17 protein-coding genes and 3 pseudogenes are annotated in these 21,788 nt (G+C 48.3%); 14 read left to right on the top strand and 6 right to left on the bottom strand.

All coding sequences use genetic code 11. The annotated features are described in order from the left end of the window. Window positions 1-76: 76 nt before the first annotated feature. The 5 genes and pseudogenes from Q4579_RS21590 to Q4579_RS21610 form a co-directional block, all read right to left on the bottom strand. A pseudogene (locus Q4579_RS21590) lies at window positions 77-637 on the bottom strand (transposase domain-containing protein); the annotation flags it as partial. Between the two features lie 109 nt (window positions 638-746). Further along, window positions 747-1,706: an alpha/beta hydrolase gene (locus Q4579_RS21595; RefSeq protein ID WP_303566919.1), complete on the bottom strand. Its 960-nt coding sequence runs from the start codon at window positions 1,704-1,706 to the stop codon at window positions 747-749. An 8-nt stretch (window positions 1,707-1,714) separates the two neighbouring features. Then, the gene (locus tag Q4579_RS21600; RefSeq protein ID WP_303566921.1) at window positions 1,715-2,599 is read right to left on the bottom strand and encodes a LuxR family transcriptional regulator; all 885 of its coding nucleotides are present in this window, start codon (window positions 2,597-2,599) and stop codon (window positions 1,715-1,717) included. Window positions 2,600-2,918: 319 nt separating this feature from the next. Then, window positions 2,919-4,186: pseudogene (locus tag Q4579_RS21605) on the bottom strand (IS4 family transposase). A gap of 130 nt (window positions 4,187-4,316) precedes the next feature. Continuing rightward, a pseudogene (locus tag Q4579_RS21610) lies at window positions 4,317-4,619 on the bottom strand (carboxypeptidase M32); the annotation flags it as partial. A 478-nt stretch (window positions 4,620-5,097) separates the two neighbouring features. Here Q4579_RS21610 and Q4579_RS21615 point away from each other — a divergent pair. The 13 genes from Q4579_RS21615 to Q4579_RS21675 all read left to right on the top strand — a co-directional run bounded on the left by Q4579_RS21615 (window position 5,098) and on the right by Q4579_RS21675 (window position 19,740). Continuing rightward, window positions 5,098-6,744, top strand: a complete 1,647-nt coding sequence (locus Q4579_RS21615; protein WP_303566924.1) for a ShlB/FhaC/HecB family hemolysin secretion/activation protein — start codon at window positions 5,098-5,100, stop codon at window positions 6,742-6,744. A 19-nt stretch (window positions 6,745-6,763) separates the two neighbouring features. Then, window positions 6,764-14,980, top strand: a complete 8,217-nt coding sequence (locus tag Q4579_RS21620; RefSeq protein WP_303566925.1) for a hemagglutinin repeat-containing protein — start codon at window positions 6,764-6,766, stop codon at window positions 14,978-14,980. Then, entirely contained in the window at window positions 14,973-15,356 is a 384-nt protein-coding gene (locus tag Q4579_RS21625; RefSeq protein ID WP_303566926.1) for a hypothetical protein, read from the top strand. The genes Q4579_RS21620 and Q4579_RS21625 overlap by 8 nt, the downstream gene beginning before the upstream one ends. A 258-nt stretch (window positions 15,357-15,614) precedes the next feature. Continuing rightward, window positions 15,615-15,872: a hypothetical protein gene (locus tag Q4579_RS21630; RefSeq protein WP_303566927.1), complete on the top strand. Its 258-nt coding sequence runs from the start codon at window positions 15,615-15,617 to the stop codon at window positions 15,870-15,872. Next, window positions 15,856-16,164: a hypothetical protein gene (locus tag Q4579_RS21635; protein WP_303566928.1), complete on the top strand. Its 309-nt coding sequence runs from the start codon at window positions 15,856-15,858 to the stop codon at window positions 16,162-16,164. The genes Q4579_RS21630 and Q4579_RS21635 overlap by 17 nt, the downstream gene beginning before the upstream one ends. A gap of 188 nt (window positions 16,165-16,352) precedes the next feature. Beyond that, complete coding sequence (locus Q4579_RS21640; protein WP_303566929.1) at window positions 16,353-16,787, top strand: hypothetical protein; 435 nt, start codon at window positions 16,353-16,355, stop codon at window positions 16,785-16,787. 308 nt (window positions 16,788-17,095) lie between these two features. Next, window positions 17,096-17,764, top strand: coding sequence for a hypothetical protein (locus tag Q4579_RS21645; protein ID WP_303566930.1), 669 nt, complete (start codon window positions 17,096-17,098; stop codon window positions 17,762-17,764). Continuing rightward, the gene (locus Q4579_RS21650) at window positions 17,761-18,036 is read left to right on the top strand and encodes an HNH/ENDO VII family nuclease (protein WP_303566931.1); all 276 of its coding nucleotides are present in this window, start codon (window positions 17,761-17,763) and stop codon (window positions 18,034-18,036) included. Before Q4579_RS21645 ends, Q4579_RS21650 begins: the two co-directional genes overlap by 4 nt. 9 nt (window positions 18,037-18,045) lie before the next feature. Beyond that, window positions 18,046-18,468: an SMI1/KNR4 family protein gene (locus Q4579_RS21655; protein ID WP_303566932.1), complete on the top strand. Its 423-nt coding sequence runs from the start codon at window positions 18,046-18,048 to the stop codon at window positions 18,466-18,468. 106 nt (window positions 18,469-18,574) lie between these two features. Continuing rightward, on the top strand, window positions 18,575-18,886 hold the full coding sequence (locus Q4579_RS21660; protein WP_303566933.1) for a hypothetical protein: 312 nt from the start codon (window positions 18,575-18,577) through the stop codon (window positions 18,884-18,886). 4 nt (window positions 18,887-18,890) lie between these two features. Beyond that, window positions 18,891-19,145 carry a hypothetical protein gene (locus Q4579_RS21665; RefSeq protein ID WP_303566934.1) on the top strand — a complete coding sequence of 85 codons (255 nt, stop codon included), beginning with the start codon at window positions 18,891-18,893 and terminating at the stop codon, window positions 19,143-19,145. A gap of 167 nt (window positions 19,146-19,312) precedes the next feature. After that, window positions 19,313-19,468 carry a hypothetical protein gene (locus Q4579_RS21670; RefSeq protein ID WP_303566935.1) on the top strand — a complete coding sequence of 52 codons (156 nt, stop codon included), beginning with the start codon at window positions 19,313-19,315 and terminating at the stop codon, window positions 19,466-19,468. Between the two features lie 29 nt (window positions 19,469-19,497). Further along, window positions 19,498-19,740, top strand: coding sequence for a hypothetical protein (locus Q4579_RS21675; protein WP_303566936.1), 243 nt, complete (start codon window positions 19,498-19,500; stop codon window positions 19,738-19,740). 13 nt (window positions 19,741-19,753) lie between these two features. Here Q4579_RS21675 and Q4579_RS21680 read toward each other — a convergent pair whose 3' ends face one another. After that, the gene (locus Q4579_RS21680) at window positions 19,754-20,137 is read right to left on the bottom strand and encodes a hypothetical protein (RefSeq protein ID WP_303566938.1); all 384 of its coding nucleotides are present in this window, start codon (window positions 20,135-20,137) and stop codon (window positions 19,754-19,756) included. Here Q4579_RS21680 and Q4579_RS21685 point away from each other — a divergent pair. After that, entirely contained in the window at window positions 20,129-21,745 is a 1,617-nt protein-coding gene (locus Q4579_RS21685) for a hypothetical protein (protein WP_303566937.1), read from the top strand. The two genes, Q4579_RS21680 and Q4579_RS21685, sit on opposite strands and share 9 nt — an antisense overlap. The last annotated feature ends 43 nt before the right edge of the window (window positions 21,746-21,788 follow it).

The raw sequence follows: 21,788 nt of genomic DNA on the forward strand, positions 1-21,788 counted from the left end.
TGTTGATCTTGCCGGATCAATCAACAGGTTACACCGCAACCCTTTCTTCGCATACACCAGAAATCATCATAGCTCTTGAGCTTGGACCAAAAGCAACATCATGGAGTAAGCGACTGCGAAGGGAGCAAAGTGCACATAGTCGAACTACGGGGTATTCAGTATGACGGTTTTTACTGTGTTTCACGTACTGATAATGCTCAGCAAGCGCTGCGGTATCATGGGTTCTAAATTGAGTGCCATCGACGGAAAACAGTCTCAGGCCAAACCATTTATCTTCACTATCTTCAGCTTTTGTCCAGTGCTGAGCGGTCATTGAGAACAAGGCTTTCAACGGTTCAGCTGTTAGGCGTTTTCTGGCTTGAGGAATAGCACTGGGGGCTATGGACTCACCCAAAGCGTTAGAGAGCTTAAGGTCTAATTTGTCCAGAACATCGGTAATCGGTCTTTCTCGATACCAACCTATACCGACAAGCAACCAAACAACCAATTCAGCAGGTAACTTCCGTCGTCTCATACTGGCTTTATTGGTCTCATCCAGCGCTTGATTTATCCATTCCAATGGAAGCTCTTTTTGAAAGAGTGCAAGTGAGTCAGGTGAAGCAAAGTCATTCACATCAATCAGCCAGTGAGCCAACATAAAAAAATACCCTCAAACATAAATGCTTGAGGGTATTCTCAACCAACCACAGGATCATTCAACTGATCGGTGTTACCCATTAGGGTGCTTAATAAAATAATAATTATCATTATTTTATGGCAAGATTGTTGTCAAAAAAATTAATGACATTGTTTATCAGTGTGTTCTGAAATTGCGCTCTGTCAATGGGAATGGGATCCCGGCAACTTTCAATGAAATAGTTAAACGGCCAAGAGCATGTCGGTAAATAGGCATAGTGACCCGCTTCCATGAGTTCCTGATGCTCTTTAACATAACTATGTTGCCGTGCCAGATCATCCATCTGACCGACTGAAATGAATTCATCTTTGATGCCATTAGCGAGGAATATAGCAGGTGCATCTGCAGATTTATCTAAATTAATCAATTCAGTATACGCGGGTGCAAAGAGGGCGATGGCTTTTGCGGGTATTGATGGGGTGGGGGTTAACTCTGGCTCTGCAGAAAGTGCGCTTATACGTTGACTGAACCTTGGGTTACAAATCAGCACATTGTCACCCGGCGAAAGCGATGCACAGTAATTTTCCTGTTTATCAAGCAGAGCTCGAAAGTGAGTGCTGGTGAGTGCGGCATAGCCTCCCAGCGAGTAACCGAGTATGCCAACGGGTAGCTGCTTTAGATTTGCATCATTGAGATACAAGTTCTCTAACAGAAGTTTCAAATGCCTTTGCCTGGCCACCATAGGGTCATTGGAAAGCTGACCACTCCTGAGCCCCTTCAAGTCTTGATGCGAAACGGCGGCAACCACGTACCCTGCTTGAGCAAGATTGGCCGCGTATCGCTGCAATGAGTCTGCATTGGCTGAAAAACCATGGGAGACTAGAATGACACCTTTTGGGGTCTCTTCGGACTCTGGTAATCGCCACAATTTGGCGGTGAGTGAGGTTTGCCCTTTTGGATCTTCAACACCAAAAGTTGAAACATTAAGCCCTTTCTCAAGTGTTATATCATTTTGCCGTTTAGAAAGCTGATAAATCGAAAACGCTACGCCGACAATGACGATTGCGATAATCGCAATGAAAATGCTCATCTTGCCCCTCATTCAGTGTCCTTTCCTTTGGTAATTGTGAATACCGTTGCCCCAAACGACGCCCCAATACCTGCAGCGGCTGCGAGGCAATGCGCCGTTTGTCCGGCTTTCATCCCGTCATAGAAATCACCAAGAGGGACAACAGCTCCTAGTCGTAAGTTGGGCTTCAGCAGGCCTTTTTTGATAGCCAGTGCAACTGCATGTTGACGGTTGGATGCGTCAAGTTTCTTGGTACAGTTGTTGAGGTGGAACAATACGGTGCGTTCAGATACATCGATGATCTTTGATATTTCCCATGCCGTCTTGCCTTTACTTGCCCAGAAAAGACAGTCAGTCTCCCTTTGAGTTAGTGCGGCTTCACCTTTCCCTTTTTCCTTCACTTTCAGCAGCATGTAACACTCAAGGAGGTGTGTTGCCAAGGTGTGCGCGAAAGGAATAGCGGCGTTCAGTTTGTCACAATGGTTATCTTCATCCCCTATTGCCATGCTCAGGAGGACAAAATCACCCGACGCTGACTTGATAGGAACGGTAAACCCATTATGGAGTCCGTGCTCTTTGGCGGCACGCATCAGTTCCTGTTGTTTTGGATCTTGAAATTCTTCACGTTGGACAAGGGAATCCCAACGGATGGGAGACTGTTGGGTCATGATGTAGCTGACAACAGGGTCAACCCGTTGACTGTTTTGCTTAAAATAAATATCTAACCAGGGTTTAGGGTAATTACTCAATACATGAATGACAGGAGCGTGGAGGGATATTTGCTTAATCACACCAAATAAATAGAAGGGTATTTCTACCAGTTCGCAAAACTCTTCACAGATCGTTTCTAGTTCTTGTGTATCTTTGATGTCACTTAGCTTATTGATGATGGCATACAGCTGTTGAGTATCCATGATTGCCGCTTTCTCTTTCCATAATGGGTAGCCTGAGTAAAAAATTATTTAGACAAATAGAAAAAGCTGAACACCGCTCAGTCGATGGCCAGAAACTAATCTCTTATTTGTCTTTCTATTATCTTTTGCTGGCTTACAGAATGAATGACCTTAGCACCGTAACTAGTGAGATGACAAATCTATAATCCGTAAATTTAGCAGAAACATTTTAGGTGAGACTAGCTTCACTAAAGAGAGAATTGTCGATTACAAAGAAGCTTAAACAGTTAAATGTTATTAGTGTAATATTATGATTTATATGGAACTCATAGACAGGACCTTAAGCATTAAGCTTTTCATAAATCCCATCTAAGGTTCTGTCTTTCTTGGATTTTCTCTGAGCTGCTTTGCGAGCATTCATTGATATATATACCATAGCCCATTCCAGTCGCCCTGATATTTCAGACCTTGTTTGGTGCATCAAGCTTTCCAATATTGGCAGTAGCCAAACATCAACATTTTTTGCCGCTTTAAATACAGATACTGACGGCAGGCTGGTTATGGCGATACTTCGCCGAACAATCAGCGCTAGCAAACTGGCCCAAATCAGCCCCTCAGCAATGGCTTTTTGTGCCGTTACAAAACGACGCCAATTCGTATGCGACTTTAACTCCTTGAATAGCAACTCAATTTGCCACCGGCACCGATAGAGCGCCATGATATCGTCTGCTGAATATTGTGATGAGACAAGTTTGTCAACCACAGACAAAAACGTTTTTCTTCAGCGAACCATCGACGCACCACCCGGAACTCATACTTTCCGCGCTTGCATCTCAGGTCAAGAACTTCGGAGCGGTTAGTTTTTCGGCTAATATCCTTGAGTTTCATACCTATTAATCTTGGTAATCGCCGACCATTGCCATTGTGGGCAGTAACAATCGTTGGGTTCAGTGATTTACCGCCACGGAAGATAAAATGACCGTTATGACGAGAAAGTTGCTCGAAATAGCTAAAATCCACATAGCCAGCATCGGCTAAAAGCAATTTTTTCTCTATGTTGCCAGGTGTGGGCAAGTACGTCCGCTCAGATGCTGTATCTGCCGTTACTGTCATCGTTTTTGGTGACTGGTCAAACAGCGACATGGTCATATGACATTCAATCGCAGCGGGATAGTTTTTGAAGCGGCTTGGAAAAACCTCACGAAGTCCGTCGTGAACTCGAAAAGAACTGCCATCCTGCAGAATAACATCGTCGAAATGAGATAACTTTGCTGGCATTGAACGGGAACTCTTCTGGAGCAGCTGGACTGTTGCAAATTTGACCAGCTCCTTCATAAAGTCGGCAAAACTATCTTTTCGCAACTGGTTATGAAAAGGCTTATAAGCCACATTTTGCTTTTCACTCAGACACATCCCGTTGAACTGGCGATGAAGATCGGCAATGGCGTGGCAATTGCCCTTGCTCAAAGCCGCGAGAAGGCTGAGTACCAATTGTTGAGGCTGAATTGCTCTGGCCCGCTGAGTAAAACCACACTTTCTTGCAGTTTTTTCGAGAAAACTGGCATCGAAGAATTGCATCAGTTGCTTCTTTAAAGAGATAATCGTCATCGGCTTCACGGTTGATTCTGGTTGTTTGTTTAGCGACGATTATCAGATCATAAGTGAAGCCTTTTTTCTATCTAAAATATGGGGTTAGGGCTAAAGATCCTGTCTATGAAGCTGCGCTAAATGGTGATTATCAATTAATAAGGTAACGTTCAATCAGGTGCTGCTTGAAATGCTCTGGATTGAGCCGTTCACCAGTGGCCTGGACTACCAGTTCATCAGTTGTCAGTGTTGAGCCTTTTGACCAGATATTCTCTTCAAGCCATGTCCAAATCGGTTCCAAATTGAGTGTGCGAAGACACTCGTCTACATCAATGGTTTTACGCATCGTCGCCATAAATTGAGCCGCATACATGGCGCCTAATGTGTAGCTCGGAAAGTAGCCGAATGAACCATCACACCAATGAATATCCTGCATGAAGCCATCTTTGTAGTTGTGATTTTCTGTAGTAGACATTTTGCATTCGGGGTCGGTCTAATGGATATCTTTCAACTCCATCAAAAAGTACTCGGTTACACGAATATGTGACCCACATCGCATTGATGGTCATGTCTCGCTAACTTGTTGAGAGGGCGTACTTAATGTTCTATTAATTCATGCCATACGAATAGAAACCCAACCAACGAAGAGTGGGTGATCGCCAAAGAGTCCATGGCGCTGTTACACGCATAATCTCCTGCCCCTTTCAAATAAAAAACGGCCCCGAGTTTGACTCAGGGCCGTTTTTTTATGCTCGTTTTTTATACAGATTGTCACATTTACTTACAACGACTGTCGCCTTAAGCCCTCGGGTGTTTCAGGATCATCTCGGTATTGTTTTGGCTGGGTTTTTCTTTTTTGAATTCAAGTCTGGCAATGGGTTGATGGGTGATGTATGCCGGGCTGACCCGGCTTTTGTTATGGTTGCAGTGGTATGTATTCTCGTCTTGCATTCTGGCTATGGGCTGTTGTTGGTTTTCCGGCACAAGCAGCATTCCTTTCTCCGGCCGTGAAAAGCGACATTGAATCGGAACAGGCTGAACGCCTGCGATCGATTCAGGATTCTCAGCAGGGGTTAAAACAATTACAGCCTTTGCCCTCGGCCATACCTGTATCTGCGGATGATGAAACACCGTGTTTTGTTGTTAATACCGTGACCCTGATCGGGAACCGGGTGATGGCCACGGAAACCTTACTTCAGGCGTTGCCGTTCCATCCGGGTGAATGTATTGGCATTCAGACCATCAACAACATGCTGAAAGTGATCACCAACACTTATGTCGAACATGCTTATGTGACGTCCCGGGCTGTGTTGCTCCCGCAGGATTTATCGGATGGTGTGCTGGTTATTCACATTCTGGAAGGGCGGGTGCAAGCACTTCAGCTGAACGGTTCGCCTTCGGAGCGTTTACAGCGCCTCTCTCCTGCCGACGCCAATGAAATCCTGAATTTGCGTGATATCGAACAGACGCTGGAGCAGATCAATCGATTGTCGCGATATAACGCAACCGTTCAGTTACTGCCGGGCAGCGAACCGGGCGACAGCATCGTGAACATTCAGGATCAGCCCGGCCCGTGGTGGCAGGGAGATGTCGGGCTGAATAATGCCGGTCAGGACAGTACGGGAGAGCAGCAACTGTCGCTGAGTCTGATTGCTGAAGATATCTTTGGCGTGTATGACAACTGGCGTTTGTCGGGCACGAAAAGTGCCGCTTTTGCCAAGGATCGCGACAGCCAGAGCCTGCAGTTGAGTGTCGGCGTCCCGGTCGGGTACTGGACCTTCGGGTATCGGTATGCTTACAGCGATTATCTGACAACCGTCGAAAGCCAGAACTTCTCTTTTGTCTCCAGTGGCAAGACCCAAAGCCACGGACTGGATACTCAGTGGTTGTTTTACCGGGACAGTCTCAGTAAGTCTTCACTTCGCTTCGGGTTGAGTTATGACGGCGTGAAAAACTTCATCGATGAGACGCAGCTCAAAGGCAGCAGTCACAAGCGCCTGTCTGCCAGTATTGCACTCGAATACAGCACCCGGTTGGCGGATGGATTTCTCTCGGTGTCGCCCGTGTATGAACGCGGGCTGGCTGTGCCGGGAAAATCACCGGCGATGGCCGGACAGACCGAGGATGAATTTAATAAAGGGACATTGACGCTGAATTATTCGTATCCGCTGTCGTCTCAGTGGTTTATTTCCACCACAGTCTTTACTCAGATTGCAGCCCATTCGCTGCCGGGAAATGAGCGCCTGAGTGTGGGCGGTGAATATTCGGTACGCGGGTTTAAAGACCAGTCTCTGTCGGGTGATGCGGGGTATTACTGGCGCAATGATCTGAATTATGCACTGGGAGCCTTCCCCTGGCTGGGTCAGATGAATCTGGACCTGTCGCTGGATACGGGCGCGATTCATCCGGACAACACCGATCCATTTGAGCGCGGGCATCTCACCGGCGGCGCTGTGTCACTGAGCAGCCAGTCGGCGTCTTTCCACAGTTCGATGGTCATTGGCTGGCCGATTGCACAGCCATCCTGGTTTCAGGCCGACGATTACAGCCTGAATTACCGTTTTTCTCTGAAGTTCTGACACCGGTTCTGAGGTCTGTATGCATCATCAAAAATTGAAGCGAGTCTTCACTTACGCTTTATGCTGGTTACTGGCAACGCAGCCGGTGTGGGCCGGTATTGAGGTGGATTCCAATCGGCAGAACAATGCCACGCTGACTTCAGCGGGCAACGGTGTACCGGTGCTGAATATTGCCGCGCCCAATGCGCAAGGTCTGTCGCACAATCAGTTTGAGCAGTACGACGTGGGTCAAGCCGGGCTGATCCTCAATAACGCGACCGACAAACTCGTTCAGTCTCAGTTGGCAGGCTACCTGCAGGGGAATCCTCAGTTGAACGGTCAAGCGGCTTCAGTGATTCTGAACGAGGTGACTGGGGCCATCCGGAGTCAGTTGAATGGCTATACCGAAGTGCTGGGCCAGCAGGCCAATGTGATCGTCGCCAACCCATACGGGATCACCTGCGACGGCTGTGGTTTTATCAATACATCACGCGCGACTTTGACCACCGGAGTACCGCAATTTCAGAACGGTCTGCTGAGCGGTTTTGATATCCGTCAGGGCGATGTCACGATTCTCGGGGAAGGCCTGGATGCGACGGGTCAGGATTACTTCGATATTCTCTCCCGCACCGCAAAAATCAATGCGGACATTCATGCCAACAACTTGTCTGTTGTGACCGGCCCCAACCAAATCGATTATCTGACCAATCAAGTCACAGCCACACATGATTTGAAAGATAAGCCTTTACTGGCAATCGATTCTTCGGCACTGGGCGGCATGTATGCCGGACGGATTTCGCTGGTGGCGACGGAGCAGGGCGTTGGCGTGAATACTGGCAAGCTGTTCAGTTCGGTGGGGGATATTCAGCTTTCTGCGGACGGGCAGATCACTTTAGGCGATGTCCGCAGCCAGCAATCACTCAAGGTTGCTTCGAATCAGTCGGTCACGACGACGGGAATCCAACAGGCCGGACAGCAGATTGAATATACCGCCGCAGACAGCCTGTTGCTTCACAGCGAAAATTCCGCAACCCGTGTTCAGGCGTCTGCAGGCCAGCAGATTCATCAGACCGGTTTGATCAATGCCGGGGAAAGCGCATCGTTTGAAGCGAGTGAGGTCTTGCTGACGCAGGCAGAAACGTCTGCACAACAGATTGATATTCAAGCCGGTACGCTTGCAATCAATCAAAGCACGCTGACGGCTGGCCTGACGTCTGATGGCAGTGAGACCGGCACGGGCACGCTCAGCATTCAGGCGGCTGAGGCCACTTTGTCGGACAGTGCGGTGCAGGTCTCAGGTCATTTCAATGGGGAAATCAACCAGCTGACTCTGGATAGCAGCAGTGTGGTGGCCGCAGAGCAGGCGGTGTTGTCGGACACTGCCCGGCTGAACAATGACGGCCAGATTCGCGTGAAGCAGGGCTTCACGCTTGCCTCTGAGCAATCGTTGGAAGTGATGGGCTCAGGCAATGTGAGTGCGGACTCACTGACGGTTCAGGCGAATGAAATCAAGAACCAAAGCAAACTGACCGCAGCGTCTGACATGACCGTGGAAGCCGAAACACTGATCAACGACGGTGAGTTGATCTCGCACGGTCAACAGCACATCTCCGCAGGTACGCTGTCGAATCAAGGGACATTGGCGTCTGCCGGTGCGCAAGCAATTGATGTGACAGGTCAGTTGCGAAATACGGGGGATGTGCAGGCGGCTGGCGAACAATCGCTCTCGGCAGCCGTGTTCCTACAACAGAGGAATGTGGCCGGAGATAAAGCGATCCGGGTTGAAGCCGGAAGCATGATCCAGGAGGGGACCCTGGTTTCCCTTGAAGACATCCGGATCACGGCAGATGAATTGACGCTGAATCAGGCGGTGACCGCAAATCAGGATGTGCACCTGACGGTTTCGGGTGATCTTGCGCTGAACCATGAACTCAGTGCCGGAGGCGATGCTTACCTGTCGGCTGGCGGCCAGTTGGTGAACACCGGCAAGCTGGTGGCACAGGGACACACGGATGTCTCTGCGGGCGGGACCCTGACGAACCTGCCTGCTGGCCTGATTTCCGGTCAGACCACCGCACTGAACGCCCATGTGCTGAATAATCAGGGAACGATACAGGCCCTGAGTAACCTGATGGCGACCCTGTCGCAGTTCATCAATCAGGGGGCAACACTCGGGATGCAGGATACCACGCTGAATGTGACCGGGAATGTATCAAATACAGGTCTGCTCTATGCCGGTCAAACCGGTGCTTTCTATGTGAAAGGTGATCTGGTCAATACCGAAGGGGATATTCTGACGGGCGGAAAAATGTTCATCGCCGCGGATGACAGTGGCGCGCTGTCGCAGTCGGTTCAGAATGTGTCGGGGGTGATCCAGTCGGGCGATGATCTGGATTTGAAGGCGGAGCATATCGTCAACAAACGCAAAGTACTGGAGATTGAAAAATCTTCAGGAGAAGGGGTACAGCTTGATCCTCACTATAATCAGGCTGAGTTTACGGTTGGTACTCATTCCCCTTATACACCTTCTTATTCAGAATACGAACGGTGCTCAGAAGGAAGGGGTGGCGAGAGAGAGCAGCTTTGCACAACGACAATTAACGTCAACGATGACCCTCATCAATTTGTTGTTGCGCAAGAAAAACTGGTTGTCAGTCAGCAATCTGCAGCCTCACAGATTGTTGTTGGTGGCAATGCAATATTGACAGCAAATACGCTGAAAAATGATGCCAGTCTGGTTCAGGTGAATCAAAGCCTCAATCTCACCGCCGATACACTGGAAAACCAAGGCTATCAAACCGGTATTTACACCACCACAGCAACTTACGCTTTAAAAGGGCACAACGGCACGAAAAGTTTTACTTATGGTTTGACCGGCAAAAAAACGACTGAGTCGGATGTGAGTACAATTTCATCCACCATCTCATCCGGCGGCAACACGGTTCTCCATGTTCAAAACAAGCTGAACAATTCGGAAATCAAATCAAACACAGGCGTCAAAAGTACCGGAAAACCATCCCAACAGGCACAGCAGGCCAGCGGACAAACGGCGTCTGGCAGTCAGCTGAGCGTTATCGCTGGCGCCAACAGTGTTGAATTTCCAGACTTTCGCCTGCCGACGAGCCCGAATGGCCTGTTCGTGTTGAACAATGGCCCCGACAGTCAGTATTTGATCGAGACCAATCCGGCGCTGACGAATCTGGATCAGTTTCTGGGTTCCGATTACTTCTTCGACAGCATCGGTTTCAATCCGGAAAAAGATCTCAGGGTGCTGGGGGATGCCTTTTATGACACCCGCACGATTACCACAGCCATTTTCGAACAAACGGGCAAGCGGTATCTGAATGACGATGTCGGGACGGATCTTGCTCAGATGCAGCAACTGCTGGATAACGCAGGCCAGCAGAAACACAGCCAGAGCCTTCAGGCTGGCGTGGCACTGACGCCAGAGCAGGTTGCCGGATTGACTCAGGATATTGTCTGGTGGGAGCCGGTTGAGGTGCAAGGCCAGCAGGTGCTGGCACCCAAGCTGTATCTCTCGAAAATCACGCAGGATCACATCGATGGCGGTGCGCTGATCAGCGGTGCTGAGGTGTATGCCGAGGCGGGGAACCTGGTGAACAGCGGCCAGATGGACAGCCGGGGCAAATTGCATCTGGTGAGTGACGACAACATCAGCAATCTGGGCGGCAGTATGACGGCTGGTGGCGATGTCGTTCTGGATGCAGTGAATGATATTCAGAATATCAGCGGGGAGATTGCCGGAGACAATGTCGCCCTGACCACGCAACAAGGCGACATCATCAACCGGACAGACGTTGAGCGCATCAGCATCACGCAGGATGGCACTGTCACGACGGCAGACAATGCCAGCAATGTGGTGTACAGCGAGACCCGCGTCGGCGACACCGCTACGATCAGCGGTCGCGGCCAGGTGACGATGAATGCCGGGGGATCGATTGTGAACACGGCAGCGAACGTCTCTGCCGGGGATGATCTCAGCTTCACCGCAGAAAAAGACATCATTCTGACCGCTGAAACCGCTCGTGATGCCATCAAGATGAGCGACCGGGAACAACTGAATGTGGCTGTGCTGGGATCCAGCGTGTCTTCCGGTGGCAACCTGAGCCTGGATGCGGGTGAGAATATTGCAGTGACTGCATCCGACATGGAAACCAAGGGCAAACTGGCAATGGTGGCAGGCTGGGACGTTGCTCTCAATACACTGGTGAACGAAAGCTTCAGCAGTGAAAACGCCGATAACCGTCGATCCGTCAGTCATCGACAGCAGCATCAGCGAACGCTGATGGCGGCGAACGACGGCGTATTCATTCAGTCGGGCAACAACATCACGGCCACCGGCAGTGAGATCACCACAGAAGGTGATGTCGTGGCACTGGCGAAGGGGGATGTGACCTTCCAGGCCGTTAATGACAGCGAATATCACTACGAGGAGACGACCCGGAAGAAATCCTTTGGTCGTAAAGAGACCCACATTCAGGAATCGCTGGCCGAAACCGTTGTGGGGGCGGATGTGACCGCGGGCGGCAAAATCATCGTGAAGGCTCAGAAGTACGATGATGTGCAGATGGCGGGTGGTGACAGTGACATCACGCTGATTGGCGCCAATTTCAAAGCTGAAGAGGGTATTGAAGCTTCAGCAGATGGCAGTGTCGGCGTATATGCCCAGCAATACCGTACCTTTAGCCGCGATGAAAAAATCAAAAAAGGCTTTGGCGGTCTGTCGGGCTCTCATAAATCTGAAATCGATTCCGCAACCCTGCTCAATGCCAGCGGCATGTCGAGCAGCGACACTATCGACATCACCTCGGGGAAAAATATCGCCCTGATCGCCAGTGAGATTGAGGCTGGCGGCGACATTAATGCCAGCGCGGTTGAAGAGGTGATCATCGCCGCCGGGCAGGAAAGCCGGCAGCGCGAGACCTTTGAACAGGAATATGGTGCTTTCAGAGGCGGGGATCTGTTTTCGGTGGATTCAGCGCGTCAGGGGGAAACCCACAACACCGCCAAAGGCAGTGCCCTGGCATCGGGTGGGACGGTGAATGTCAAAGGCGGCAGCGTGACCGTGATTGGATCCGACATTACCGCAGAAGCCGATGCCAATTTCACCGCTGACACGGGCAGTGTGGCTGTGCTGGCGGCGGAAGAAACGCACACCACCTGGTCGTCTACGGAATCACTGTCGGTCAACGTGGAAGATGCCCTGAAATCTGTGGTGAATCCTTATGAATCGGTGAATTTTGATGACGGTCAGGCCAAGCTGACACTGGCAAAAGCCGACTACGAAAAATCGGACAGCAAGACCGACGCGACCACCCATCGTGGCGCGTCCATCATTGGCAATGGCACGGTGCTGATGAATGCTGCCGAGGACATTGTGATTGAAGGCTCTGATGTCCTCGCCGACGCCGATGAAGACGGCCACGGCAACATCGGACTGACCGCTGCGAACGATGTGCTGATCCGGGAAGTCACCGACACACAAACCACCCATTCGTCAAATACGAAAGGTGAAGCCGAGCTGAGCCTGGTGGTGCAGCATCAGGCGGTTGAGACAGGAAAAGCAGCCATTGCGCTGAAAGAATCGGCCGACAAACTGAAGCAGGCAAATAAAGATTATCGGCAATACAAGAAGCAGCTGGATAACCTTGAAGACACGCTGTCATCGCTGGAGCAGGCACTGGCAAACCAAGCGCCGGGTGTCAACGTAGCCGATGTTGATGAGCTGAAAGGCATCATCCGTGATGTCAAACGTGATGAGCAATTTTACCTTTCAACGATCGCACTCGCGACGGCAGATGTGGCTTCGAAAACCACCTTATTGATGAAGCAAGGTGCGGCTGCTGCGCAAAGTACCAGCACACTTGGCTTCGACGCAGGTCTTCATCTGGACATGTCAGTCACGCAGACCGACAGCCAAAGTACCAGCACGACCGCACGAGGCTCGTCGCTCTCGGGTCAAAACATTGTTGTAAAATCCGGCACGCAGACCGATCAGCAGGTTCTGGTGCAGGGCAGTGTTCTCAGGGCCAAAGAAGAAGTGGTCTTGGATGGCGGCACCGTAAATGTGGTTGCTGCGCAGCAAACGCAATCCGGTCAGTCTTCCACTGAAAGCGGCACCATCAACGCATCGATGACGGTCCACGGCAGCAGCACGGGCGGCAGCCTGAATGCCAGCATGAACCTGTCGGAGCAGCGCAGCCAGTCGACGACTTATGTGAACAGCGGGGTGTCGGGGAATCAGATCACCATTAATTCCCGTGGTGATACCCATATTCAAGGTGCCAATGTTGAGGCGGAAGAAGCCCTGAATCTGGACATTGGCGGCGATTTGAATGTGGCTTCGGTGCAGAACCGCCACAGTGCCAGCAATCAGGGCATGGGGATCAGCGGTGGCGCAAGCCTGAATGGGGGCGGGGACGCAACCGGGGCGAATGGCGGCCTGAACGCCAGCAATGGCCACTCGATCACTTCAGAAACGCTGCTGACAACACTCACCTCCGGCGGTACGGCGGACATCAACGTCGGCGGGAACACCGATATCACCGGCGCGGTGATCGCCACCGTCGATGAAAACGGCAACGACCTCAACAATCTGACGCTCAACACCGGCAGCCTGAGTTACAGCGATCTCAACAACACCGACTACCGTCAGGACATGTCCGGGGGCATCACGTCCAGCACAGGCGTGAACGCAGGTGACATTGACTCGACTTACAACAGCACCACACTGCAATACCAAAACACTTCGTCTTACAGCAAAGACAAAACGCTCGCGACCCTGGGGCAGGGTGAGATCAGCATTGCAGACGACAGCGATCTCACCGCCCTGAATCGCGACACCCAAAACACCAACCGGGATCTGTTCGACGTCGACCGCCAGCAAGGCAACGTGGATGTCACCCTCGACCACCGCCTGCTGACGGAAGAAGGCCGCAATAACATTGCCGAGGATGTGAAGACCGTACAAGAGGGGATAGGAAGTGTCGCAAATTCAGTTGGTTTGAGTGATGTCACTCAATACTTGTACGATATTGATGACCCGTTTATTTCTGCTTTGATGCAGGATAATGCAGAGGAAACTTTAGACACGTTAATCGAGCAAGGTGTTGATCCTAAAGTTGCGAAAGCACTGCTCACGAATCCTGATTTTTATCATACGGTTGGTTCAATTTTAACGAACGGAGAGCTCGTTGAAACCGGGATTGATTTGAATCGTCAACAGAGTCGTCCTCAGCTTGATGAGAATGGCGAAATAAACTTGTTTATCACAGGGAACAGTGAGCGGACCTCATTCCAAAAAGTTCTTTTAGGTTTTGATGAAGCGCAAGATTTTGTTGCAGATTTGCCTGTAGAGCAAGCCGAAGCGGCAATGCTGGCGCTGGGCCTGCTAACGGGCGGGGTTGTGAAGACAGCCATTGATATTGCAAAGGATGCAGTCGTCGATACAGCGATTGGGGATGAAATCCGAGAGTTTCAGCAGGATGTAGCCAAGGAGGTCGCCTCAAAAGCGAATAATCAAGATACAAAATCCCATCAAATATTGCTGGATTATGAGAAAGGAGAAGGCTTCTCAACGTCATTACAAGAAGGAGCTGAGTTTGGTCTTTCGGTCATGGGGATTGGCGTAGGGCTGGGGGTTGCAGGGAAAGCGGGGCTTGAAGATAAGGGTGACACACCAGATTTGGTGCATTCTGGTAAGCAGGAGGTTGATGGTCAGGGTGGTGCAGCGGCGCTGGATGATGGTAGGGTGCTGGGTGAAGGTGCTGTACGAAATGATAGGCAAGGAGAAGAAACCTACTCTACTTATGGATATAGTGGGGGCAATCCGTCTATAGTTAATGATGTTTATAGTCCAAACGCAGTCTCCGAAAGATCTATCGTGAATAGGAATACTTATGGATATCAAGAATCAGGACCTTATCCAGGAAGTTTTAAACGACCAGAAGTTGATAATGATAAATTACAAAATATTGTAAACCAAATGTACAAAGGAGATAGGTCACCTACAGGTACATTGGGGACTGGAAGTACAGCTGATGCAGCAAGGTATGAGTTCGGAACTGGTGAGTTGTTCAAAGGAACGGATCACTTAAACAATAAGGTTCCACAGCTTATTAATGCATTAAACTCTTGGATGAAAAAAAACAAAAATTCGTCTGAAAGTGATATACATGCTGCAAAAGAAATGATTAAAGATCTTGAAAAATCAAAGAAAGGAAAACTAAATGATTAGTGGGGAAGATAATTTCTATAATTACTTAATTAGTTTGTTTCCAACATTCAAACAGTATTGGTCGTCTGATGATAATTATAATTTAAAAGAAGATGGGAGTTTTGATTTGTCTGGGCTATGTGCAGAGTTTTCACAGTATTATATTGATGACTTTCAGCTTTTAGGTGAGGATGAAAAGAAAATTTTTTTTGATATGGTAGAGTCTGTATTGGCTAGTGATGATGTTATCGAATATGAATGCTCCATTGTTATGGCGAATTGTTTAAAATCGTGTTTTATAGAAAACATTTCTCAGACTGAAGCTGGTGAAAATAGTAAAGAATTAATGGGTAAGTTGACACGAGATGTTTTTAATCAATGGCATAATTATCCATAGTATTTTGAGGTTTCCTGAATTTAGTCTTGAACTTGAGTGTCAAATTAATGTTCGGGTGTATACTAAATGATTTGAAAATCAGGCTGGAGGGTAAATATGAATAATCCAATTGAAGAACAACGCAAATTGATCGAGCAGCTTTACCTAGTGGTTCTGTAAGGACTTTTGACCATTAATCCCCAAAGCAATTAATCTCACTCACAACCTTAATCTCTGGCAGCCTGACGGCCCGTGTCGGTATGAATGCCGGTGGAGTTGATGCTACAAATGACACCACCAACCGGCTCTGTTCGACGTCGACCGCCTGCTGACGGAAGATTCAGGATTGAATTGACCGGTAATTCAATTGAAAAGGGGGTAATGAAATACCACCTGGATGATGTAAACCTAAAATTTACTTTAGGTCATGGAGTGATTACTGGAGACGCAACTTTTTCTTCTGAGTCTAAGTTTAAAGGAGATTTTTATGCTGCTCTACTGGAAGAAATGAAGAAGCAAGGTGTGTTGGAAAAATAATGATCAAGATGCAATTCAAGTAAATATCAGAATTCAGTATCAAAGAAACTTTAACCATAGTGGTAAGACGTTGAAGAAACCTACTGCATCCCACGAAGTTATTGTACAACGAGATAATAAACGATTAGCTAGTTTCCTGGCACCTGGGTACACAACAAAATATTCTTATTTTGAAGATGCTTCAGTATCACTAGAAATTGCCAATTTCCAGTGGGGAGCGGAAGATGATCCAAGGGATGTTCAGATGATTTCCAAATTTATCATTGAAGACTTGAGTGAGCTTGGGGAGTGATTGTTTTGAGATGTTTATAAGATTTAGTTCACATTCTAGTAATAAATGCCATCCTTTTTTGGTGTATTTATCAGGATGATTGAAATAGGATTCCTAATCATGGGTTCCTATTTTAGGATTATTAATTGATGCTATTTAATCTTGCTTTGTGAAAGTTAATTAAATGATTTTTATTGAGGGTATAAATAATGAGTCGTATTGTTTTATTTGTGTTTTTAATATTCGTTTCGATTTTTTCTCATGCAAATAAAGTTAACATACCTGGGACATCAGTTGTGTTTGATGTACCAGATGATTTCAAGCCTTTAACACAAGAGGAGATCAATATTAAATGGGTAAGAAGAAACCCGCCTAAATGGGCTCTAGGGAATGAAAATGCGTCGACAACCATTGCATATGAATACAGGGGTAATGATATATCAAAAATAGAGATGCCAACTCTCATAAAGTACATGAAAGATAATATGAGTAGAGTCGTGCCTGGAGTTGAGTGGAAAAAATCAGAAGTGATTGATATTTCAGGGCAAAAATGGGTATCTAGAAATGACATCTTTTGCATTGGATACAGATATCCACAATATTATTTTGATTACAAGTTACAGAAATGGCATGGTTATTTTTAACTTTAATTCAACCAAAGCTGAGTTCATGAAATATGAAAAATTATTAAGGGAAAGTATCGAAACTATTCGGTTGTAAAGATAGAGCCTGATTGATTATTAATAATGAATCGAGGAGATTACAAGGACAGGCACTTCAGTGGCGGCTTTTTGACCGCCATTCCCCCCACAAACCTTAAAAACACCTAACCTCAGCCCGCAACACTCACCTCCGGCGGCACGGCGAACATCAACGTCGGCGGGAACACCGACTACCGTCAGGACATGTCCGGGGGTATCACGTTCAGTGCTTTGCAAGGACAGGCACTTCAGTGACAGGCTCTGCGGCCTGCCAGCAAGTGAACCAAACCAATCTGCTGGATCACATTCGGGTAGTGCTGAATGATCCGTCCGGTGAGGAGCGTCAGGAACAGCAAGAGCATCTCGACTTAGCGTTCAACGTATTGGCAGATTTTACGCCCGGTGTGGGCGATGCCAAAGGGTTCGCAGAAGCAGAGACGAAGCTGGACTACTTGCTTGCAACGACAGGAGTTTTTCCTGTCGTTGGCGATTTGGTGAAAATGGCAGCCGATGCATTGAAGGCAGGTAAAGTCGACGAAGCAAAGGAACTCCTGAGTAAAGCGCAGGAACACCTGCAGCTTTTGATGATTTGCCCTCATCGAATCAACTGGCTTTCACGGAGAAAGGATCGCCACATCCCCCTGAACTGCCACATTCGGGTAAGCAGGATGGGGATACTGTTGCACCTCATGAAAAGCCATCAACACCGGAAGCTGAGAGTACGCTGGCGAAGCAGGAAACTGAAGGTCAGGGTAGTGACGTTGGGGGTGATGATGGTAGGATGCAGGGTGAGGGTGTTGCCCCAAATAGAACAGCCACGCAGGCTGATGTTGCGGATCATTTTCAACAGAACCGTAAGTTCTGGACACAAGACCCTATCCAATACAACGGCAACAAGGTTTACCAGCGAAATGACTTGATTGACCCTACCAAGGTCGATCCGAAAACTGGTAAAACCAATTTGGAGCTCATGCAGGCTGGTCGCGCTCCTCTCGGTCCTGATGGGAAGCCCGTGAATCTGCATCACCTGACGCAAAAACAGGATGGTGCTATCGCTGAGGTTACGCAGACATTACACAAGGATAATCACGCGACGCTGCACATGCCCAACACCGTTCCATCTGGCATTGATAGAACACAATTCAACAAATGGCGCAGAGACTATTGGAAGAATCGTGCCAATGATTTTTAGGGGCTTTGAATGACAATTTTGCTTCAAGATGTGATCGACGAAATCAATGTGATTGATGACCCAAAAGGGCGCAAGCAGCCTTTGCCAAACGACGCCCTCATAGCAAAGTATGAGGATGCTATCGGCTTCACTTTCCCTGAGGAATACAAGGTACTTTTGAAAACGGTGAGCAACGCGTTTGTCGGCTATATCTCTCCCTTCACATTGAACGAAGGGCTTCTAGAAGAGTATGGTGATCTTCGGATCGGTGTTTATGAAGCTCGAAAAATTGGTGTGCCGCAAGATTGGCTTCCAATATGTGAGGACAATGGCGACTACTATTGTATTGCCCCAGACGGTAGCGTCCGATTTTGGGACCACAACGGTTCATCATCTGAATCTTGGCCTTCTTTAGCGGTCTGGGCCAAAGAGGTTTGGATAGAGGAGGGTTGAACTTGTTTGGTAAAGATATGATCGTTATTTAAATGATGATGGTACATTAAATGAGTGGGGGCAAAAGACTCTTGAAACTCAAGAAGGTAGAGCTACATATATTGGTTTGGAAAAGTATGATTCAGGTAAAGAAGCTCGAGATGCACTTCAAATAAAAGGTCCAGATAACGTTGATCCTTTAGATCCAGAAGATAGCTCTTGGAGTGATGCTAGAATTCGTAGTGAATTCGATACTTTGCAATTATTCGAGAATGGTATACCTCAGGTACGCATACCTGGAAGACTAGGTGATACATCAAGTACTCCTGAACCAATAACAGAAGCATACCCTGAATTTGGACAAGGTGGTGCTGTCCAATTGCATGCTGGTGGTAAAGTGCTAAAGTATGACAATTCGGAAGTTTTGCCAGAGGAGTAAATATATGGCTGATGTTAGTGATAACTCTTATAGTAAAGATCTAGATGACTTGGAGGATTTTATAAAAAGAGTTGTATTACATGAAAGTGTAAAAAATGAACTGATGTCTATCATAAGTGATGCTAGGGTTCGCCAAACAGTTCCTATTAGGGGAATTCATCAAAAAATAATGGCTTATAGAAAGAAATATGGTTCATATATTCCATTTACAGAGGCTGAAAAAAAAATGATTGAAAAATTATTATGTGTTTGGAGTTAATATGATCTGTTTATAGCACGACGAAAAAATGGTTATTTGGGACCTGATGGCGGTTTTGTACTGCCAAAATCTGAATTTGATAGGGTGCTATCTGAGTCTAAAAGTGATCTGAGAATTGTAGAGAAAAACTCGGCTTAGATATGGGTTACCTTGGTGATAGCGACACAATGGCTGTATTTATTAAACCGGAAGAGATGAAAAACATTCGTATGCCATCAGGGAATGAAGGAGGGGCTAACGGTCAATGGGTTCATGGCGGTTATACTAGTGGTGGTGTTCCAGAAGCAGTTATGGATTTTTCCCATAAGCCACCAGTTGAATAAATTAATTTTAAATAATAAAGAAAATTAATATGAGTAAGTTCTATGATATAAATCAATTTGAGTATCCGCCTTCACCTACATCTAGTGATGAAGAATATTTTGGATCGGGATGGAGTGTAAGAAAACAAGGCGATAAGTTTTATTTTAGTTACATATCTGGCCAGCTTCAGGGGCATAGCGATGAAGTAGAAATATTAGAAGATGATTTCTACTGCATTAAGTGTAGCAGTATGAGCTTTGATGAGATTTGTCGAAAGTTAGATGTGCACTGAGTGTTAGAGGCTGTTAATAATTCTTTGCCGCGTAAGTCACAGATCCACATATTGATCGACCCTGTTCGGGAAGTGGAGGCTCACCTGGGATAACGTCAAATTCCAGTTCTGTACCGGGTGCGTCCACTTCTCGGAGGCCTTCAACATTCCCGTATCCCTCAAAACCTAAATCCAGCTCACCACTCTTGTAAACCTCACCTCCGGCGGCAAGGCTGAGATCAAAGTTGCGGGTAACACCGATATTACCGGCGCGCTCATTGCTACCGCCGACGAAGCCGGCAAGGATCTCGGCAACCTGACGCTCAACACCGGCAGCCTGAGCTTCAGCGATCTCAACAACACCGACTACCGTCAGGACCAGTCGGCAGGGCTCACCACCAGTGTCGGCGTGCAGCAAGGGGGGATCGATTCCACCTATAACAGCAGCAACCTGCAGTACACCAACACCTCCTCTTACAGCAAAGACAAGACCCTCGCAACCTTGGGGCAGGGCGAGATCACCCTGAGCGATGACAGCGACCTCACGGCGCTGAACCGCGATACCAGCACGACCAGTCGGGATCTGTTCGAAGTCGACCGCCAGCAGGGCAATGTGGATGTCACCCTCGACCACCGCCTGCTGACGGAAGAAGGCCGCAATAATATTGCCGAGGATGTGAAGCGGAATGGCATCTTTGTCGATGCCGTCATGGATGTGGCACAGAAAGAAAGCATCGGTCTGCTGGGTGATGCCGAAAACGGCGTAGAGAATTTCTTTGCCCATCAGGACAACAAACAGAAATTCTTCACCGCCACCAAAAACTTTGTCACCGGGCCAGAGAATGCGGCACTGGTCGCTGTGCTGAACGACAGCCACGCTACCCCGGCGCAAAAGCAGGCCGCCTACGGCGCGTTGTCGGGATACATCTCAGATGAACTGGGCATCACCCCGGCAGAAGCCCTGCTGGCCGTGGTTGAAACCTATGGCGACCAAGCCACCAGAGGGGCTTACGCCAACGGTACCCTGTACATCAACGACAGTGAACACTATCGCCTTGAAGATGCGGTTAACACAGTCGGCCATGAAACCCAGCACCATATAGACGCGCAGCGCGGGCATCAGGGTGACGGTGAGATTTACGAGCAGAACCGCGAGCAGTATGCCGAAGTGATGGGAGAAGCCACAGAAGATTACCTGAGCTTCAACTACAGCAATGCCGGTCATGGCGAGTTTGGCGGCTGGAATACCCAGAACGGCACTCAGAGCAGCGAGCTGATTTCGCAAAACCAAAGCCGTTTTGACCACGACAGGCAAAGCGGGCAGATGGATTTCCGCTTGCCGAATGAAAAAGAGCAGCATGCCCTGAACAAACTGGCCGGGGATGACCCAGCGAAACAACGGGAACTGCTGAGCGCCGCCTGCGCGATGATCAAGTGTTCGGCAGAGTTTGCTTTTGGGAGTGATGAGCGGGCTTACTATCAGGCACTGGAAGCGGAGGGAGCCCAGAACACTGATGCCCAAACGGTTCTGAAAAACTACCACGAGAGCTATGTGCAGCAGGGAAACAGTTACCCGGTTGCAGAGACGGTTGTCATCAAAGACCAGTTTGGTTATGGGGCAATTGATCGACTGAGCGATTCAGAAACGCTGGCGATGAACAATTATATTGCGTCAATTGCGGAAAACCTGAATCTGTCTGAAGCACAGGCCGCAACTCTGGTCGCCTCACTGGGCCTAGTCGTGGGAGTGTCATCAGGAAAAATCAGCGTAGGCAAGTTGAAGTGGCCCGGCAAGCCGGGGACAAAACCACAGACAGAGACTCATGTTCAGGGTAGTGTCGGGGCGCTGGATGATGGTCGGATTGTTAACGAGGCTTTGGCTCCGAGTCGAATAAAGTTAATAGAAAAACTTGTTATAGATGGAACAAAAATTACTCCAGAGAATGTTGTCGAAATCCGTAATGTGAATAACAGGACAGGCACCTTAAGTACCTCAAGCAAAAAACACCTCTATCATTTTCATTAATTTCAGACCGAATTCTCGTCTTCATCATTTGCATCTTTCCCAG

The organism is Photobacterium sp. 1_MG-2023 (assembly GCF_030547945.1).
Lineage (GTDB): Bacteria > Pseudomonadota > Gammaproteobacteria > Enterobacterales > Vibrionaceae > Photobacterium.

What these genes read in the sequence shown, in the direction of transcription:
- Q4579_RS21620 (WP_303566925.1), top strand. Translation starts at nt 6,764, where the DNA reads ATGCATCATCAAAAATTGAAGCGAGTCTTCACTTACGCTTTATGCTGG.
- Q4579_RS21655 (WP_303566932.1), top strand. Translation starts at nt 18,046, where the DNA reads ATGACAATTTTGCTTCAAGATGTGATCGACGAAATCAATGTGATTGAT.
- Q4579_RS21640 (WP_303566929.1), top strand. Translation starts at nt 16,353, where the DNA reads ATGAGTCGTATTGTTTTATTTGTGTTTTTAATATTCGTTTCGATTTTT.
- Q4579_RS21595 (WP_303566919.1), bottom strand. Translation starts at nt 1,706, where the DNA reads ATGAGCATTTTCATTGCGATTATCGCAATCGTCATTGTCGGCGTAGCG.
- Q4579_RS21630 (WP_303566927.1), top strand. Translation starts at nt 15,615, where the DNA reads ATGCTACAAATGACACCACCAACCGGCTCTGTTCGACGTCGACCGCCT.
- Q4579_RS21625 (WP_303566926.1), top strand. Translation starts at nt 14,973, where the DNA reads ATGATTAGTGGGGAAGATAATTTCTATAATTACTTAATTAGTTTGTTT.
- Q4579_RS21675 (WP_303566936.1), top strand. Translation starts at nt 19,498, where the DNA reads ATGAGTAAGTTCTATGATATAAATCAATTTGAGTATCCGCCTTCACCT.
- Q4579_RS21600 (WP_303566921.1), bottom strand. Translation starts at nt 2,599, where the DNA reads ATGGATACTCAACAGCTGTATGCCATCATCAATAAGCTAAGTGACATC.
- Q4579_RS21665 (WP_303566934.1), top strand. Translation starts at nt 18,891, where the DNA reads ATGGCTGATGTTAGTGATAACTCTTATAGTAAAGATCTAGATGACTTG.
- Q4579_RS21615 (WP_303566924.1), top strand. Translation starts at nt 5,098, where the DNA reads ATGTATTCTCGTCTTGCATTCTGGCTATGGGCTGTTGTTGGTTTTCCG.
- Q4579_RS21670 (WP_303566935.1), top strand. Translation starts at nt 19,313, where the DNA reads ATGGCTGTATTTATTAAACCGGAAGAGATGAAAAACATTCGTATGCCA.